This is a genomic window from Achromobacter sp. 2789STDY5608615 (assembly GCF_001298995.1).
Lineage (GTDB): Bacteria > Pseudomonadota > Gammaproteobacteria > Burkholderiales > Burkholderiaceae_B > Achromobacter > Achromobacter insuavis.
Map to the genome: position 1 here is coordinate 20,220 of NZ_CYTY01000054.1, position 15,207 is coordinate 35,426.

Here is a 15,207-nt window from a genome sequence, read left to right on the forward strand (position 1 = left end):
AGTGAATTATTCGCTCAAGGGGTTGAGAAAATGGTCAAGCCGCCAACCGTCGAATCGCTGGCCGCGCGCCTGAAGCTGCGGCACCTGCAGATCGCGCTGGCGCTGCGCGACGCGCCCTCGGCCAAAGAGGTCGCGACGGCGGCCAACGTCAGTGAATCCGCCGTCTCCAAGACCCTGGCTGAACTGGAATCTCAGCTGGGCTTCAAGCTGTTCGAGCGCGTTGGCAACGCCAGGCGCCTGACGGAAATGGGCCGCCAGGTCCTGCCGATGATGGAGCTGGTGCTGGCGCAGGCGCGCGGCCTGGCCCAGAGCGTCATGGACGTGCGCGACGGCCGCCAGGGCGACCTGCGCATCGGCGTGGCCACCGACATGGGCAAGCTCAGTCTGGCGCCCTTGATCCATGCCTTCAACCAGGCGCGGCCGGGCGTCGCGCTCGACGTGCAGTCCGGCGGCTATCGCGCCATGGCCGATCTGCTGCTCGACGACAAGCTGGACGCGCTGGTGTGCTACGACAGCGCCGAACTGATCGCCTCCGGCCTGGGCCGCCTGCGCCTGGTGCCGCCGCAGCCGCTGGTGGTGGTGGCCAACGCCAGGCTGTCGCCGTTGGCCGGCAAGCGCCGGCTGACGCTCAAGGACCTGCACGGGCAGCCCTGGTGCAAGCCGCGTCCGGGCACGATGATGCACGATCGGCTGACCGCGTTGTTCCTGGCCGGCGACCTGGGCCTGCCGCCTCTCGGCATCCAGGCAAGCGACCTGTTGCTCACCGACGAGTTCATCCGCGGCACGGATTACCTGGTGATGCTGCCGCTGGCGGCGGCGCAGCGCCTGACCGCCTCGGACAACGCCGTGATCCTGCCGGTTGACCTGCGGGCGCACAACCCACCCACCATGCTGGCATGGCAACGCGCCGCCGAAGGGCAGCCCACGCTGCAACAGTTCCTGCGTTTCTGCGACGAACAAGTATCTGTAGGAAATACTTAAGAATCTTTATACAATTCTTTTCGTCCCCGCCCGGCGCGGGCTCCCGAGCGACTTTCCGTCATGAGCCGTCCCGATCCCCTGTTCGTCCAATCCCTGGCCAAGGGCTTCGAATTGCTGGAAGCCTTTGCCAACCACCCGTCCACCATGAGCATGAACGAGCTCATGGAGATCACCGGCTTCGACCGCAGCACCACGCAGCGCATGACGCATACGCTGGTGACGCTCGGCTACCTGGAACGCGGCGCCGGCGGCAAGGGCTACACGCCGGGCAAGAAGATCCTGCAGCGCAGCTTCGACTACATGCGCAGCGTGCCGCTGCTGGAGCGCGCCACGCCGCTGATTGCCGAGATGCAGCGCGAGACCAACGAGCGCGTCGAGCTGAGCCTGTTCAACGACCTGTTCATCATTTTCGCGCTGCGCCGCCAGACCAAGCGCCAGACCTTCAGCAGCACGCTGGCCGGCCGCGACCTGCCCATGGTGCAGACGGCCGGCGGCCGCGCCATCATGTCGCACCTGCCGGACGACGAGGTCGAGGACATCCTGGCGCGCTCGGCCGACATGCCGCGCGCCACCATCCCCACCACGCCCAAGACCGACAACGATCCCGACCGCATCCGCGCGCTGGTGCGGCAGGCGCGCCATGACGGCTACGCCACCGCGATCGAGGAAAGCCTGCTGGGCGAACTGAACCTGGCCACCGCCATCCTGGACCACCGCCACCGCCCGGTGGCGGCCATCCAGATCGCCGGGCTGGTGTCCGAATGGGCTTCGCCCGAGGAATTCGCGCGGCGCTATTCGCCGCTGCTGATGACCGCCGCGCGCGCGCTGAGCGGCAAGGTCGGCATGTCCTGACGGCCCGCCAGGGGCCGCCGGGACCGCCGGCCGCCCCTCAGTTGCCGCGCCAGAACAGCGGCAGCGGCGCCGCCACCATGTCCTTGAACTTGGCGTCGTAGGCCTTGAACTCCGAATAGCCGCCCAGCGGCACGAACATCACCTGCTCATAGGCGCGCTGCTGGATCTCGGTGGCGATGCGCTTGCGGTCATCCTGGCTCGACACCGATTCGAATTCGGCGCGCAGCTGCTGGATCCGCTCGTCGCGGGTCCAGCCGGGATAGCCGCCGTCGCCGCGCCCGTCCAGGTTGGGGTTCACGATCGGGTTGAGCAGGTCCATGCTGGTCAGGCTGGAATGGAAGATGCTCCAGCCGCCATCGGCCAGCGGCGCGTCCTTGCCGCGCCGCGACAGCAGCGTGGCCCAGTCCATCGACTGCACCTCGACGTTCATGCCGATGGCGCGCAACGCCTGCGCGGTGACTGGCGCCAGTCCCGACAGGCTGCGCACGTCGGTCGGATGCAGCACCACGATCTTCTCGCCGGCATAGCCGCTCTCCTTCAGCAGGGCGCGGGCCCGCGCCAGGTCGACGGGCTTCGTCTGCGTCGCGCCGACTTCCGTCTGGTAGGCCGAGAGACAGCTGAGCATGGCGCCGCACAGCTTGTAGAACTTCGGGTCGCCCAGCGAGGCGTCCAGGTAGTCCGCCTGGTACAGCGCGGCCAGCACCGCGCGGCGCACCTTGACGTTGTCCAGCGGCGGCTGCTTCCAGTTCATGCGCAGGGTGTAGGTCTCGGTGCTCTCGCCGTAGCTGCGCACGGTCACGTTCCTGACGCCCTCCAGCTGCGGCAGCAGGTCCGGCGCGACGTTCTCGACGAAGTCGATCTCGCCCTGGCGCAACGCATTCACCGCGGTCTGCGCGTCCGGCACGTTGACGACGTCGATGCGGTCGAACAGCGCCACCTTGCCGCCGGCGAAGCGGCTGGCCGGCTCCTGGCGCGGCACGTAGTCCGTGTTCTTCAGGTAGACGGCCTTCACGCCCGCCTGGAATTCGCCCGCCACGAACTTGTAGGGCCCCGAACCGATGGTCTCCTTGATGGCCTCGGACGCCGGGGTCCGGGCGATGCGACTGGGCATGATGAACGGCACCGGCGAGCCCGGCTTGGCCAGCGCGTCCAGCAACAGGCCATAGGGCTGCTTGAGCACGATGCGGAAGGTGTCGGGCGTCGGGCTGTCCATGCGCTCGGTGACCGCCGCCAGGCGCGTGCCCAGCGGGTCGCGCTGCGCCCAGCGGGCCAGCGAGGCCACCACGTCCTCGCCGGTGACGGGCGCGCCGTCATGGAACTTCAAACCCGGACGCAGCGTGAACGCATAGGTCAGCTTGTCCGGCGACACGGTCCAGCTCGCCACCATCTGCGGCTGCGGCCGCGAGGCCGCGTCCAGCGAGAACAGCGTGTCGTACACCAGATAGCCATGATTGCGGGTGATGTAGGCGTTGGTCAGCACCGGATCCAGCACGCGCAGCGGCGCGTGCATCACGACCTTGGCATTGACGGGATCGGCCTGCGCCGCGCTCAGGGGCAATGCCGCCGCGATGGCCGTCAGCACGGCCGCGATCAAACCACGTTGTCTCATTTTCTTGTCCTGATGGGGAGTAAGGAGGGAACAGCGGGCGTAGCAAGGAGCCGCATGGCGCCGATCCCGACGGCCACGCGCTCCGACAACAGGGATTCAGCCGTCCAGCGCCTCGATCGCGCGCGACAGCGCGCCGTCGCCGATGGCGATGCCGCAGGCGCGCAGCGCGGCCTCGACCCCGGCCAGCGCGCCCAGCGCCATGGCGGGATGCACGTCGCCGAGATGGCCGATGCGGAACATGCGGCCGGCGTACGGCCCCAGCCCGCCCGCCACCGCCACGTGGAAGCGCTCGCGGGCAACGGTGCGCATGGCCTCGATATCGACGCCGGGCTGCACGGCGATGGTGGTGACCGACACCGCGCGCGCCGCCGGGTCGGCGACGAACAGCGACAGCGCCCCGGCCCGCGACCAGGCGTCGACGGCGGCATGCACCGCCGCGGCCACCCGGCGGTGGCGCGCGAACACCGCGTCCTCGCCTTCGGCCGCGATCAGCCCGAGCGCGGCGCGCAGGCCGGCCAGCAGGCCCTGCGGCGGCGTGCCGCAGAACTTGCGGTACAGCAGGTCGCTCTTGCGCTTGTTCCAGTCCCAATAGGCGCGCGGCGCGGGATTGTCGCGGGCGACCTGCAGGGCGCGCGCGTCGACGGCCGTGAACGACAGTCCGGGCGGCCCCATCAGCGCCTTCTGCGACGCGCCGATGGCCACGTTCACGCCCCACTCGTCCATGCGGAACGGCGTGGCCCCGAGCGAGGCGATCACGTCGGCCACCAGCAGCGCCGGATGGCCGCTGGCGTCCATCGCCCGGCGCACCGCCGCGATATCGCTGGTGACGCCGCTGGCCGTGTCGGTGTGCACCGCGAACACCGCGACGATGCGGCGTTCGGTGTCGGCACGCAGCGCCGCCTCGACCAGGGCGGGGTCCAGCGCCTGCCCCGGCCGCGTGGGCGTGCGCAGCGCCTCGACGCCCAGCGCCTCCGCGTGCACCGCCCAGGCCTCGGCGAAATGGCCGCTGCCCGCCACCAGCACCCGCGCGCCAGGCGCGGCCAGGTTGACGATGGTGGCCTCCCAGGCGCCGTGGCCGTTGGCCGCGTACATCAACACGTCCGCCTGGCCGGTGCCGAGCAGCCGCGCCAGGCCGCGCTCGCAATCGGCGATCAGCGTCGCCAGGCGCGGATCGGACAGGTCCATGCACTGGCGCGCCATCGCCTCGCGCACCGCATCGGGCACGTGCGTGGGGCCGGGGGTATGCAGAAACTGCGGGCCGGCCAGGAAGCCGCGCTCCGTCGTCAGGCTGTCTTTCACGTGGGTGTCTCCTGGTCCGGTTCCAGCAGCCGTCGCGCGGCGCTCCAGACGCGTTGGGTATAGATGGGCGCCGTGGGCCGCTCGTACTGGCCGGCGGTGCGTTCGCACACCGCCTCGGACGGCAGGACCAGCGGCGCGCCGCAGGACTGCGCCTTGACCTGCGCCTGGCAGGCGCGCTCCAGGTAATAGATGTTGACGAACGCCTCGGCCACCGACGACCCGGCGGCCAGCAGGCCGTGGTTGCGCAGGATCATGGCCTTGTGCGGCCCGAGGCTGGCGACCAGGCTTTCGCGCTCCTCCAGATCGAGCGCGATGCCCTGGTAGTCGTGGTAGCCCAGCCGCTTGTAGAAGCGCAAGGCGTGCTGGGTGATGGGCAGCAGGCCGTCGCGCTGGCAGGCCACGGCGATGCCGTCGGCGGTGTGCGTGTGCACCACGCAGGCCAGGTCATGGCGCGCGGCATGCACGGCCGAATGGATGGTGAAACCGGCGGCGTTGACCACCTGGCTCTCGGCATCGCCCGGGTCCACCGGGTTGCCGTCCAGGTCGATTTTCACCAGGTCCTGCGGCCGCATCTCATGGAACAGCACGCCATAGCGGTTGATCAGGAAATGCGGCTTGTCGCCAGGCACGCGCGCGCTGATGTGGGTATCGATCAGGTCCGTCATGCGAAAGTGCGCGACCAGGCGGTACAACGCCGCCAGTTCATCGCGCACCCGGGCTTCTTCTTGGTTCATGGATCGCTCCGGTTGGGGTCAGGCCCTGGCGTGCAGCCAGCGCGCCGTGTCGTCGAAGGCCTCGCCCGCGACGTCGGCGATCGACACCGCCTCGAGGAAGCTGTGGGCGGTGCCGGGGTAGACCTTGGCGGCGACGTCCACGTCGGCCGCGCGCAGCTTGCGCTCCAGCTCGACGCTGTCGTCGTGCAGCGGATCGCACTCGGTCACCACCATCCACACCGGCGGCAGCGCCTTCAGGTCGGCGCGCAGGATGTCCACGCGCGGATCGAAGAAGTCCTTGCCGTGGCGGATGTGCATGCCGCGGAACCAGATCATCATGTGCAGCGACAGGCCGTAGTCGCCGGCGCCGTAGCGCACCACCGAATTGCGGAACAGGTTGCTGCCGAAGCCGCCGTAGTTCAGCACCAGGCCCTTGATCAGCCGCGGCTGGCCTTCGTCGCGCAGCGTCAGCGCCGTGCCCATCGACAGGTTGGCGCCGGCCGAGTCGCCGCCGACGAACAGCTGGTCGGCGTCGATCTCCAGCGCCTCCGCGCGGGCGACGACCCAGCGCACCACGTCCACGCATTCCTCCAGCGGCTGCGGGAACTTGGCCTCCGGCGCGCGGGTGTAGTCCACGCCGACCACCACCACGCCCGCGCGCTCGGCGTACTCGCGCATCACGCGGTCGTGCGTGTCGATGCTGAACAGCACGAAGCCGCCGCCGTGGATGTAGATGAAGGCGCCGGGCAGGCGGCGCTCGGCCGGATAATAGACGCGCACGCGCACGTCGCCGTGGCGCGTGGCCACCTGGTGTTCCTCGGTGCGAGCCATGGCGGGGCCGCCTTGCGCCCAGGGCAGGCGCACTTTCTCGGCGTTGGCGCGGCCCTGCTCGATCGACAGCGTGTCGCGGCGCGGATACTGCGCCGCGTCCGCCGCCATGCGCCGCAGGAACTCGGCGATCTGCGGATCCAGGGGAGCCGGCGAACCGGTGGGAATGGTGAAGGCGGGATCTTCGAAGTGCATGGAGCGTCTCGTGGTCTGGGGGTCTGTGGGGAAATGGAAGGGCGGCATCAGTAACCGCGCGCGGGGTCCACGGTGTTGGCCAGCGCCGCGCCCTGGCCCAGCCGCCGGATGTTGGCGACGACCTGTTCGGCCACGGCGGCCGCCGCGGGCATCGTCGCCATGTGCGGCGTGACGATCACGCCGGGCGTGGACCACAGCGGATCGGTCGGCGCCAACGGCTCGTGCGCGAACACGTCGAGCACCGCGCCGCGCAGCTGGCCGCTGGCCAGCGCCTCGATCAGGTCGGGCGCGACCAGGTGCTCGCCGCGCCCGCAGTTGACCACCGCGGCGCCGCGTGGCAACGCGGCGAAGGTCTCGCGATTGAGGATGCCGCGGGTGGCGTCGGTGAGCGGCACCAGGCAGATCAGCACGTCGGTGTCGGCCAGGAATTGGGCGAAACCCGCCTCGCCGGCATAGGTCCGCACGCCATCGAGCAGACGTGGGCGGCGCGACCAGCCGTTGACGCGGTAGCCCATGCCGGGCAGCACGGCGGCGATGGCGCTGCCCAGCTCGCCCAGCCCCATCAGGCCCACGCGGCATTCCGAGGCGGGCGTCTGCGGCGGCCGCTGCCAGCGCGCCTGGCGCTGGTTGGCGAGCGCCACGTCGAGCTTGCGGTGGAACGTCAGCACGCACCACAGCACGTACTGCAGCATGCCCTGCGCCAGTTGCGGATCCACCACCCGGCACACCGGCAGGCCGCGCGTGCGCTGGCCGTCGAGCAGGTTGTCGACGCCGGCGGCGATGCTGTGGATCAGCTTCAGGTTGGGCATGTCGTCGTAGACGCCGACCGGCGGGTTCCAGCACACCGCGACGTCGGCCTCCAGGCTGCGCGGGTCGGGCCAGACGGCCACGTCCAGCGCCGGGTCCAGGCCCTGCAACAGCGGCTGGAAGTAAGACAGGTTGGCCGAACGGCTCAACAGGGCAACGCGTGTCATCGTCAAAGGTTCCTTCAGGCGCCGGCCAGCGACAGGGCCGGGGCGCGGCTGCCCAACCCGTCCTTGCCGGGAATGGCGGCCAGCAGCTCCTGCGTGTAGCCGCAGCCGGGCCGGGTGAAAATCTGCTCGGCCGGGCCGATCTCCATGACGCGGCCGCGCTGCATCACGGCGATGCGGTGGCACAGCCGGGCCGCCACCCGCAGGTCGTGGGTGATGAAGATCATGCTCAGGTCGAGCTGTTCGCGGATCCGCTCCAGCAGGTCCAGGATCTGCGCCTGCACCGACACGTCCAGCGCCGACACCGCCTCGTCGGCGATCAGGATCTCCGGCTCCATCATCAGGGCGCGCGCGATCGAGATGCGCTGGCGCTGGCCGCCGGAGAACTCATGCGGATAGCGCTCCAGCGCGCTCGGATCGATGCTGACCAGCGCCAGCATGTCGCGCATGCGCGCCTCTACCCGGGCGCGGTCCTCGCCATAGTTCATCGGGCCCTCGGCCAGCGTGGCCGCGATGGTCAGGCGCGGGTTGAATGACCGGTACGGGTCCTGGAACACCATCTGGATGCGCTTGCACCACTCGCGCCACGCGGCCCGCGACAGGCGCGAGACGTCCTGCCCGTTCATGACGATGCGGCCGGACGTGGGCCGGGCGAAATGCGCCAGGCAGCGGCCCAGCGTGGTCTTGCCGGAGCCGGATTCGCCGACGATGCCCAGGGTCTCGCCGCGCGCCAGCGACAGCGACACGCCATCGAGCGCGTTCACCTCGCGGCGCTTGGCCTTGAACAGGCTGGACGTCACGAAGCGCATGCCGAGGTTTTCCACCGCGATGACCGGATCGCCGCCGGCCAGCGGCGCGCCCGCGCCGAAATGGCCCTTGGGCACCGCGTCGATCAGCTTGCGGGTGTAGGCATGGCGTGGGTTGGCCAGCACCTCGGCGGCGGTGCCGGCCTCGACGATGCGGCCCTGCTGCATGACGATGACGCGGTCGGCGATCTCGGCCACCACGTCGAAGTCGTGGGTGATGAACAGGATGCCGGTATCGTGGCGCTCGCGCAGGCCGTGCAGCAGGCGCAGCACCTGCGCCTGCGAGGTCACGTCCAGCGCGGTGGTGGGCTCGTCGGCGATGATCAGCGCCGGCTCCAGCGCCAGCGCCATGGCGATCATCACGCGCTGGCGCTGGCCGCCGGAAAGCTGGTGCGGATAGGCGTGCCGCAAGGTCTCGGGCGACGGCAGGCGCATGTCGGCCAGCAGCGCCAGCACGCGCTGGTCGATCTCGCGGCGCGACAGCGACGGGCCGTGGAACTGGAAGATTTCCGCGATCTGGTCGCCGACCTGCATCAGCGGGTTGAGCGCGGTCATGGGTTCCTGGAAGATCATGGCCATGCGGTCGCCGCGCAGCTCGCGCAGTTCGGCCAGCGGCGCGCGGGTGATGTCGCGGCCGGACAGCAGGATCTGGCCGCTTTCCAGCGTCAGCACGTTCTTGGGCAGCAGGCCCATGACGGCGCTGGCCGTCACCGACTTGCCCGAGCCCGACTCGCCGACGATGCAGACGATCTCGCGCGGACCGACGGTCAGGTTGATGCCTTCGGCGGCATAGCGGCGGTCGCCCGCGCCGGGCAGGCTGACCTTGAGGTCGCGGATTTCCAGGATGGGTGCGGAGGACATGTGCATCAGCCCTTGCGTTGCCGCGCCATGCGCGGGTCCAGGCGGTCGCGCAGCGCGTCGCCGAACAGGTTCACGGACAGGATCAGCAGCGCCAGGTAGATGCCCGGGAACAGGACGATCCACGGCGCGCGCTGGAAGAACGGGCGGCCCTCGGAAATGATGCTGCCCAGGCTCGGGATCTCGGGCGGAAAGCCCAGGCCCAGGAAGCCCAGCACCGCCTCGATCAGGATGGCCGAGGCGCAGATGAACGTGGCCTGCACCACCAGCGGGTTGATGGTGCTGGGCAGCACGTGGCGCCACAGCACCCGCCAGGTGCGCGTGCCCATGCCGAGCGAGGCTTCCACGTAGGGCTCCTCGCGCACCGACAGCACCACGCTGCGCACCAGCCGCGCCACCCGCGGAATCTCGGGAATGGCGATCGCGGTCACCATGGTCGGGATGGTCGCGCCGCCCAGCGCCACCATGGCGATGGCCAGCAGCAGGCCGGGAATCGCCATGATGCCGTCGATGATGCGCATGACGATCGCGTCCAGCCCGCGGAAGTAGCCGGCCAGCAGGCCCAGCAGCAGGCCCGCGCAGATCGAGATCACGCTGACCAGCGCCGCCAGCGTGATCGACAGCCGGCCGCCGTACAGCACCCGCGAGAACAGGTCGCGGCCGAGCGAATCGGTGCCCAGCCAGAAATCGGCGCTGATCGGCTTCAGGCGCAACCGCGGCGCCAGCGCGGCCGGGTCGTGCCAGGTGATGAGCGGCGCCAGCATCGACAGGCCGACCAGCGCCACCAGCAGCGTCAGCCCGGCCAGCATCAGCGGATCGCGCGCCAGCACCGGCCAGAAGGAACGGGGATGAACCAGGGTGTTCGTATTCATGGAGATCCGGCCTCAGTAGCGGATGCGCGGATCGAGCACCACGTACAGCAGGTCGATCGCCAGGTTGATGAAGACGTACACGAACGAGAAGAACAGGATCGTGCCCTGCACCACCGGATAGTCGCGCGCCAGCACGGCGTCGACGATCAGGCGGCCGACGCCGGGAATGTTGAAGATGGTCTCGGTCACCACCACGCCGCTGATCAGCGTGGTGAGGGCCAGGCCGATCACCGTCACGATCGGCACCGCCGCGTTGCGCAGCGCGTGGCGGTACAGCACGTAGCGTTCGGGCACGCCCTTGGCCCGCGCGGTGCGCACGAAGTTCTCGCCCAGCACCTCCAGCATGCTGCCGCGGGTGATGCGCGTGATCAGCGCCACGAACACCGTGGCCAGCGTCACGGTCGGCAGCACCATGTGGTAGAGGAAGGTGCCGAAGCCGGCCGCCAGGCCCGCGTAACCCTGCACCGGCAGCCAGTTCAGCTTGACCGAGAACACCAGGATCAGCAGGTAGCCGACGACGAAGGCCGGCACCGAGAACGCCAGCACCGTCACCGCCAGCGTCACCCGGTCGATCAGCCGCCGGTGCCACCAGGCCGAGAACACCCCCAGCGGAATCGCCGCGCAGACCGTCAGCAGGATGGCGCACAGCGCCAGCGCCAGGGTCGGGCCGAGCCGCTGGCCGATCAGCGTGGCCACGGGCTCGCGGGAAATGATGGATGCGCCCAGGTCGCCCTTGAGCAGCGCGCCCATGGCCAGCGCGTACTGCGTCAGCAGCGGCTGGTCCAGCCCCATCTGCGCGCGCACCTCGCTCACCGCCTGCTCGCTGGCCATGTCGCCGGCGATGATGCGGGCCGGATCGCCCGGCGCCAGCCGCAGCAGCAGGAACACCACCGTGGCCACCACCAGCATGACCGGGATGGCGGCCAGCAATCGCTTGAAGATCAGATTCAGCATGACGATTCCCCGGCGCTACTTCGGCGAGGTCCAGAACAGGGGAATCGGCGCGTCCACCATGTCGGCGAACTTGGCGTCGTAGCCCTTGAACTTGGAATAGCCGCCCAGGGGAACGTAGATCACCTGCTCATAATTGCGGCGCTGGATCGCGGCGGCCGCCTCGCGGCGCGCGTCCTCGGTCTTGGCCTGGGCGAACTGGTCGCGCAGGCGCTCCATCTCGGCGTCGTGGGTCCAGCCGGGATAGGTCGAGTCGGCGCGGCTGTCCAGGTTCGGGTTGGCCACCGGCGAGGTCAGGTCCAGGCTGGAGAGGTTCGACTGGAAGATGCTCCAGCCGCCCTGCGCCACCGGCTCCTTCTTGCTGCGGCGGCTGAGCAGCGTGGCCCAGTCCATCGACTGGATCTCGACGTTCATGCCGATGCTGCGCAGGGCCTGCGCGGTGACCGGCGCGATGTTGGCGAAGATCGGCAGGTCGGTCGGGTGCAGCACCACCACCTTCTCGCCCGCGTAGCCGCTTTCCTTGAGCAACTGGCGCGCGCGCGCCAGGTCGGGCGCCTGGGTCTGCGTCGCGCCGTCTTCCGAGGCATAGGGCGAGACACAGGTCAGCACCGCGCCGCAGACCTGGTAGATCGCCGGATCGCCGATCTGCGCGTCCAGGTAATCGACCTCGCTCAGCGCCGCCAGCGCGGCGCGGCGCACCTTGACGTTGTCGAACGGCGGCTGCAGCCAGTTCATGCGCAGCGTGAACATGTTCGAGTTCTTGCCATACGACTTCAGGGTGATGCCCTTGGTGTCCTTGAGCTGCGGCATCAGGTCCGGCGGCACGTCTTCCATGAAGTCGATCTCGCCGTTGCGCAGCGCGTTCACGGCGGTCTGGCTGTCCGGGATGTTCACCAGTTCGAGCCGGTCGATCTTGGCCAGCTTGCCGCCGGCGAAGGCGCTGGCCGGCTCCTGGCGCGGCACGTAGTCGGCGAACTTCACATAGGTGGCCTTCACGCCCGCCTGGAAGTCGGCCTGCACGAATTTGTAGGGGCCGGAGCCGATCACCTCGGTGATCGCCTGCGAGGCCGGCACGGACGCGATGCGCCGCGGCATGATGAACGGCACCGGCGAGCTTTCCTTGGCCAGCGATTCCAGCACCAGGCCATAGGGGGCACTCAGCTTTAGCGTGAAGGTGTCGGCGGCCGGCGCGGCCAGCGCCGCCGTCACGCTTTTCAGGCGGTTGCCGATGGTCGGGTCGCCGGCCTCCCAGCGCTGCAGCGACGCCACCACGTCGGCCGCGGTGACCGGCGCGCCGTCGTGAAACGTCAGGCCCGGCCGCAGCTTGAAGGTGTATTCCAGCCCGTCCGCCGACACCGTCCAGGACGCCACCATCTGCGGTTGGGGATGGCCCGTCGCGTCCATCGAGAACAGTGTGTCGTACACCAGATAGCCGTGGTTGCGCGTCACGTAGGCCGAGGTCAGGATCGGGTCGAGCACGCGCAGCGGCGCGTGCATCACGAACCGGGCGGTGGTCTGCGCCTGGCTGGCGCCCGGCACGGCCGCGAGCGGCGCCGCCACGGCCAGCAGCAGTGCGGCGGAAAACAGGATGGATCGCTTCATTTCTTCCCCTTGTATGGTGTGGAACGACGCTGCCGCCCGCGCGGCGCGCCGCGATGCGGATCAGGGCAGCAGGATCTGCCGACCGGCCCAGGGCGCCGCGCGTTCGAGCTCGGCCGCCAGCCGCAGGATCTGGTCCTCGCGGCCAAAATGCCCGATCAGCTGGCTGGCCACCGGCACGCCCGCGGCCGTCCAGTCCAGCGGCAGGCTGGCCGCCGGCTGGCCCGAGGCATTGATCACCGCCAGGAAGGTCGCGTAGCGCGACACCTTTTCGCGGAACGCCCAGAACCCGCCTTCCAGCGCCAGGTCGCCCAGCACCGCCGGCAGCTGCGCCAGCGTCGGCGTCAGCACCAGGTCGACGCCCGTCATGGCCGACTCGATGGCGCGGCCGATCGCATGGAAGCGGTTGATCGAATCCACGTACTGCGTGGACGACAGCCCGCGCCCGATCGACAGCCCGTCGCGGATCACCGGCTCCAGGTCATCGTCGCGCAGGTCGCGGCCCAGCGCGGCCAGCCGCGCCTGCACCGCCAGCACGATGTTGGTGGCCAGCACCGTGCCGTGGGCGCGCACGAATCCGGAATAGTCCAGGTCGGGCAGCGGCGCCTCCACCACCTCGTGACCCAGTTCGCGGCACAGCCGCGCGGTGCGGTCGACGGCGGCCAGGCATTCCGGCGCGATGGCGATGCCGTTCCAGGCCTGCCGCCAGACGGCGATGCGCAGCGGTTCGCGGCGCTGCTCGCGCACCGAGTCCAGGTACGAGCCGGGCTGCGGCGGCGCGGCGTAGGGCGCGCCTGGCGCGTAGCCGCCGATGCCGTCCAGCGCCGCCGCCGTGTCGCGCACGCTGCGGGTGATGACGCCCTCGCAGGCCATGCCGCCCCAGCCTTCGCCGCGCGCCGGCCCCATCGGCACCCGGCCGCGGCTCGGCTTCAGGCCGAACACGCCGCAGCAGGCCGCGGGAATGCGGATCGAACCGCCGCCGTCGCTGCCATGCGCCACCGGCACGATGGCCGCGGCCACCGCCGCCGCCGCGCCGCCGCTGGAGCCACCGACCGAGCGGTCCAGCGCGCGCGGGTTCAAGGTCGCGCCGCCATTGCGGCGGGCTTCGGTGGACGGCCCCATGCACAGTTCCGACACCGTGGTGCGGGCGAAGGGCACCAGCCCCGAGGCCTCGAAGCGCTCGGCCAGCGTGGCATCGAACGGGTACGACACGTCGTCGAACAGATGCGATCCCAGACTGGAAGGGAAGCGCCGGCTGGGCAGCCCCGAGTCCTTCAGCAGGAACGGGATGCCGCGGAAGATTCCGCGCTGGCGCCATTCGGCGGCCAGGGCCTTGCCCGTTTCCGGCTGCACGTAGGTCAACGCGTTCAGCGGCTTGCCGCGCCGCTCCGCCAGTTGCAAGGCGCAGTCCATCAACTCGGCGGGCTGCACTTCCTTGCGCGCCAGCAATGCCGCCAGATCCAGGCCGTCCAGCCCTTCGTACTCGTCAATCCGCATGCGGTTCCCCAGCTTGGACGGTCCTCGCACCCACCCGAATCGGGCGTCCGGCCGTCGATATTCATCTACGCCATAAGTATTGATTAGCAATACTTCGATAGCACATATAAATATTCTAGCCACGGATTCGCCGCGCAAGCAATGCGCCGCGGATCAGGGATTTCCCGTGCGCATCCCCCGCCAGGCGCGGCAGCGCCGCAGCCGGAACGAGGCGGCGCGCGCCCGCTGTTCCGCCTGCGGCGCGTTGTGTGAGGCGGCACGTTTACGCTACGATGATTAATTCTCATTTTCGATTCAAAGCCCGCGCCGCCAGCCGACGGCGCCGGCCCCCTCCCAGCCCTGATCCCGTGAGCGCCTCCGACTGCCCGACCCCTGCCGCCGCGCAGGCCCTCTATTGCGATCACCACCGCTGGCTGCGCAGCTGGCTGCACCGCCGGCTCGGCAATGCCGCCGACGCCGCGGATCTGGCGCATGACACCTTCATCCGGCTGCTGAGCAAGACGGTATTTCCCCGCTTCGGCAGCGTGGCGGAAGCCCGCGCCTATCTGCGCACGGTGGGCAACGCGTTGTGCGTGGATCTGTGGCGCCACCGCGAGGTCGAGCGCGCCTGGCTCGATGCGCTGGCCGCGCAACCCGAGCCGGTCACGGCCTCGGCGGAGCACCAGGCCATCGTCATCGAGACCCTGCTCGACATCGGCCGCATGCTGGGCCGCCTGCCGCACAAGGCCGCCGCCGCGTTCGTGATGGCGCAGGTCGATGGCATGCCGTATCGCGAGATCGCCGTCGAGCTGGGCGTTTCCGAACGCATGATCAAGAAGTACATGGCCCAGGCGATGCTGGAATGCGCGCTGATCGAAGCCGGATTGAAGGCTTGACCATGCTGGCCGGCGACGCGTCTTCCGTGCCCGCAGACAATGGCGACGACGCCGACGAGCGCGGCGTCACCGTCGAACATCTCAAGCAGGCCGCCGACTGGTACGCGACGCTGGGCGATGCGGCCGTCTCCGACCAGGAACGCGCCGCGTGGCGCGCCTGGCTCGCCGGCTCCCCCGCCCACGGCCGGGCGTGGCAACACATCGAGGCGGTCAGCCGCAAGTTCATGCCATTGCGGGAGACCAGCGCCGGCGGCGCCGCGGCCGCGGCGGGCGTCGCCGCCGCCCGCCGCTCGCTGGCCAC

General features: G+C 69.9%; 14 protein-coding genes. 4 read left to right on the forward strand and 10 right to left on the reverse strand.

Features of this window, described 5'->3' with window-relative positions; genetic code table 11:
- Nucleotides 1–30 precede the first annotated feature (30 nt).
- Together AOZ49_RS28605 and AOZ49_RS28610 are read left to right on the forward strand one after the other, a co-directional pair.
- Nucleotides 31–981: a LysR family transcriptional regulator gene (locus AOZ49_RS28605; protein ID WP_054479196.1), complete on the forward strand. Its 951-nt coding sequence runs from the start codon at nt 31–33 to the stop codon at nt 979–981.
- Nucleotides 982–1,041: 60 nt separating this feature from the next.
- Complete coding sequence (locus AOZ49_RS28610; RefSeq protein ID WP_054428837.1) at nt 1,042–1,833, forward strand: IclR family transcriptional regulator; 792 nt, start codon at nt 1,042–1,044, stop codon at nt 1,831–1,833.
- A 37-nt stretch (nt 1,834–1,870) separates the two neighbouring features.
- On the opposite strand, the gene AOZ49_RS28615 is transcribed toward AOZ49_RS28610, so the two are convergent.
- From AOZ49_RS28615 to AOZ49_RS28660, 10 genes are all read right to left on the reverse strand, one after another.
- A complete protein-coding gene (locus AOZ49_RS28615) occupies nt 1,871–3,442 on the reverse strand; it encodes an ABC transporter substrate-binding protein (RefSeq protein WP_054479198.1) in 1,572 nt (523 codons plus the stop codon).
- Between the two features lie 96 nt (nt 3,443–3,538).
- On the reverse strand, nt 3,539–4,741 hold the full coding sequence (locus AOZ49_RS28620; protein WP_231690469.1) for a pyridoxal-phosphate-dependent aminotransferase family protein: 1,203 nt from the start codon (nt 4,739–4,741) through the stop codon (nt 3,539–3,541).
- On the reverse strand, nt 4,738–5,475 hold the full coding sequence (locus AOZ49_RS28625; protein ID WP_054428839.1) for a class II aldolase/adducin family protein: 738 nt from the start codon (nt 5,473–5,475) through the stop codon (nt 4,738–4,740). The genes AOZ49_RS28620 and AOZ49_RS28625 overlap by 4 nt, the downstream gene beginning before the upstream one ends.
- A gap of 18 nt (nt 5,476–5,493) precedes the next feature.
- Nucleotides 5,494–6,477, reverse strand: a complete 984-nt coding sequence (locus AOZ49_RS28630; RefSeq protein WP_054479201.1) for an alpha/beta hydrolase fold domain-containing protein — start codon at nt 6,475–6,477, stop codon at nt 5,494–5,496.
- 47 nt (nt 6,478–6,524) lie between these two features.
- Nucleotides 6,525–7,451: a 2-hydroxyacid dehydrogenase gene (locus AOZ49_RS28635; protein ID WP_054479206.1), complete on the reverse strand. Its 927-nt coding sequence runs from the start codon at nt 7,449–7,451 to the stop codon at nt 6,525–6,527.
- 14 nt (nt 7,452–7,465) lie between these two features.
- On the reverse strand, nt 7,466–9,115 hold the full coding sequence (locus tag AOZ49_RS28640; RefSeq protein WP_082380625.1) for an ABC transporter ATP-binding protein: 1,650 nt from the start codon (nt 9,113–9,115) through the stop codon (nt 7,466–7,468).
- Between the two features lie 5 nt (nt 9,116–9,120).
- The gene (locus AOZ49_RS28645) at nt 9,121–9,984 is read right to left on the reverse strand and encodes an ABC transporter permease (RefSeq protein WP_054428843.1); all 864 of its coding nucleotides are present in this window, start codon (nt 9,982–9,984) and stop codon (nt 9,121–9,123) included.
- Between the two features lie 12 nt (nt 9,985–9,996).
- The gene (locus tag AOZ49_RS28650) at nt 9,997–10,938 is read right to left on the reverse strand and encodes an ABC transporter permease (RefSeq protein ID WP_054479210.1); all 942 of its coding nucleotides are present in this window, start codon (nt 10,936–10,938) and stop codon (nt 9,997–9,999) included.
- Nucleotides 10,939–10,953: 15 nt separating this feature from the next.
- Nucleotides 10,954–12,537: an ABC transporter substrate-binding protein gene (locus tag AOZ49_RS28655; protein ID WP_054479212.1), complete on the reverse strand. Its 1,584-nt coding sequence runs from the start codon at nt 12,535–12,537 to the stop codon at nt 10,954–10,956.
- 60 nt (nt 12,538–12,597) lie between these two features.
- Nucleotides 12,598–14,031 carry an amidase gene (locus AOZ49_RS28660; protein WP_054428846.1) on the reverse strand — a complete coding sequence of 478 codons (1,434 nt, stop codon included), beginning with the start codon at nt 14,029–14,031 and terminating at the stop codon, nt 12,598–12,600.
- A 347-nt stretch (nt 14,032–14,378) separates the two neighbouring features.
- Between AOZ49_RS28660 and AOZ49_RS28665 the strand changes: the two genes are divergently transcribed.
- The gene (locus tag AOZ49_RS28665) at nt 14,379–14,906 is read left to right on the forward strand and encodes a sigma-70 family RNA polymerase sigma factor (RefSeq protein ID WP_054428847.1); all 528 of its coding nucleotides are present in this window, start codon (nt 14,379–14,381) and stop codon (nt 14,904–14,906) included.
- A gap of 2 nt (nt 14,907–14,908) precedes the next feature.
- Nucleotides 14,909–15,207, forward strand: a 299-nt coding sequence (locus tag AOZ49_RS28670; protein WP_231690470.1) for a FecR/PupR family sigma factor regulator, incomplete at its 3' end; no start/stop codon positions are given.

Coding starts and splice junctions, on each gene's coding strand:
- AOZ49_RS28605 (WP_054479196.1), top strand. CDS start 31: ATGGTCAAGCCGCCAACCGTCGAATCGCTGGCCGCGCGCCTGAAGCTG.
- AOZ49_RS28610 (WP_054428837.1), top strand. CDS start 1,042: ATGAGCCGTCCCGATCCCCTGTTCGTCCAATCCCTGGCCAAGGGCTTC.
- AOZ49_RS28615 (WP_054479198.1), bottom strand. CDS start 3,442: ATGAGACAACGTGGTTTGATCGCGGCCGTGCTGACGGCCATCGCGGCG.
- AOZ49_RS28625 (WP_054428839.1), bottom strand. CDS start 5,475: ATGAACCAAGAAGAAGCCCGGGTGCGCGATGAACTGGCGGCGTTGTAC.
- AOZ49_RS28630 (WP_054479201.1), bottom strand. CDS start 6,477: ATGCACTTCGAAGATCCCGCCTTCACCATTCCCACCGGTTCGCCGGCT.
- AOZ49_RS28635 (WP_054479206.1), bottom strand. CDS start 7,451: ATGACACGCGTTGCCCTGTTGAGCCGTTCGGCCAACCTGTCTTACTTC.
- AOZ49_RS28640 (WP_082380625.1), bottom strand. CDS start 9,115: ATGTCCTCCGCACCCATCCTGGAAATCCGCGACCTCAAGGTCAGCCTG.
- AOZ49_RS28645 (WP_054428843.1), bottom strand. CDS start 9,984: ATGAATACGAACACCCTGGTTCATCCCCGTTCCTTCTGGCCGGTGCTG.
- AOZ49_RS28650 (WP_054479210.1), bottom strand. CDS start 10,938: ATGCTGAATCTGATCTTCAAGCGATTGCTGGCCGCCATCCCGGTCATG.
- AOZ49_RS28655 (WP_054479212.1), bottom strand. CDS start 12,537: ATGAAGCGATCCATCCTGTTTTCCGCCGCACTGCTGCTGGCCGTGGCG.
- AOZ49_RS28660 (WP_054428846.1), bottom strand. CDS start 14,031: ATGCGGATTGACGAGTACGAAGGGCTGGACGGCCTGGATCTGGCGGCA.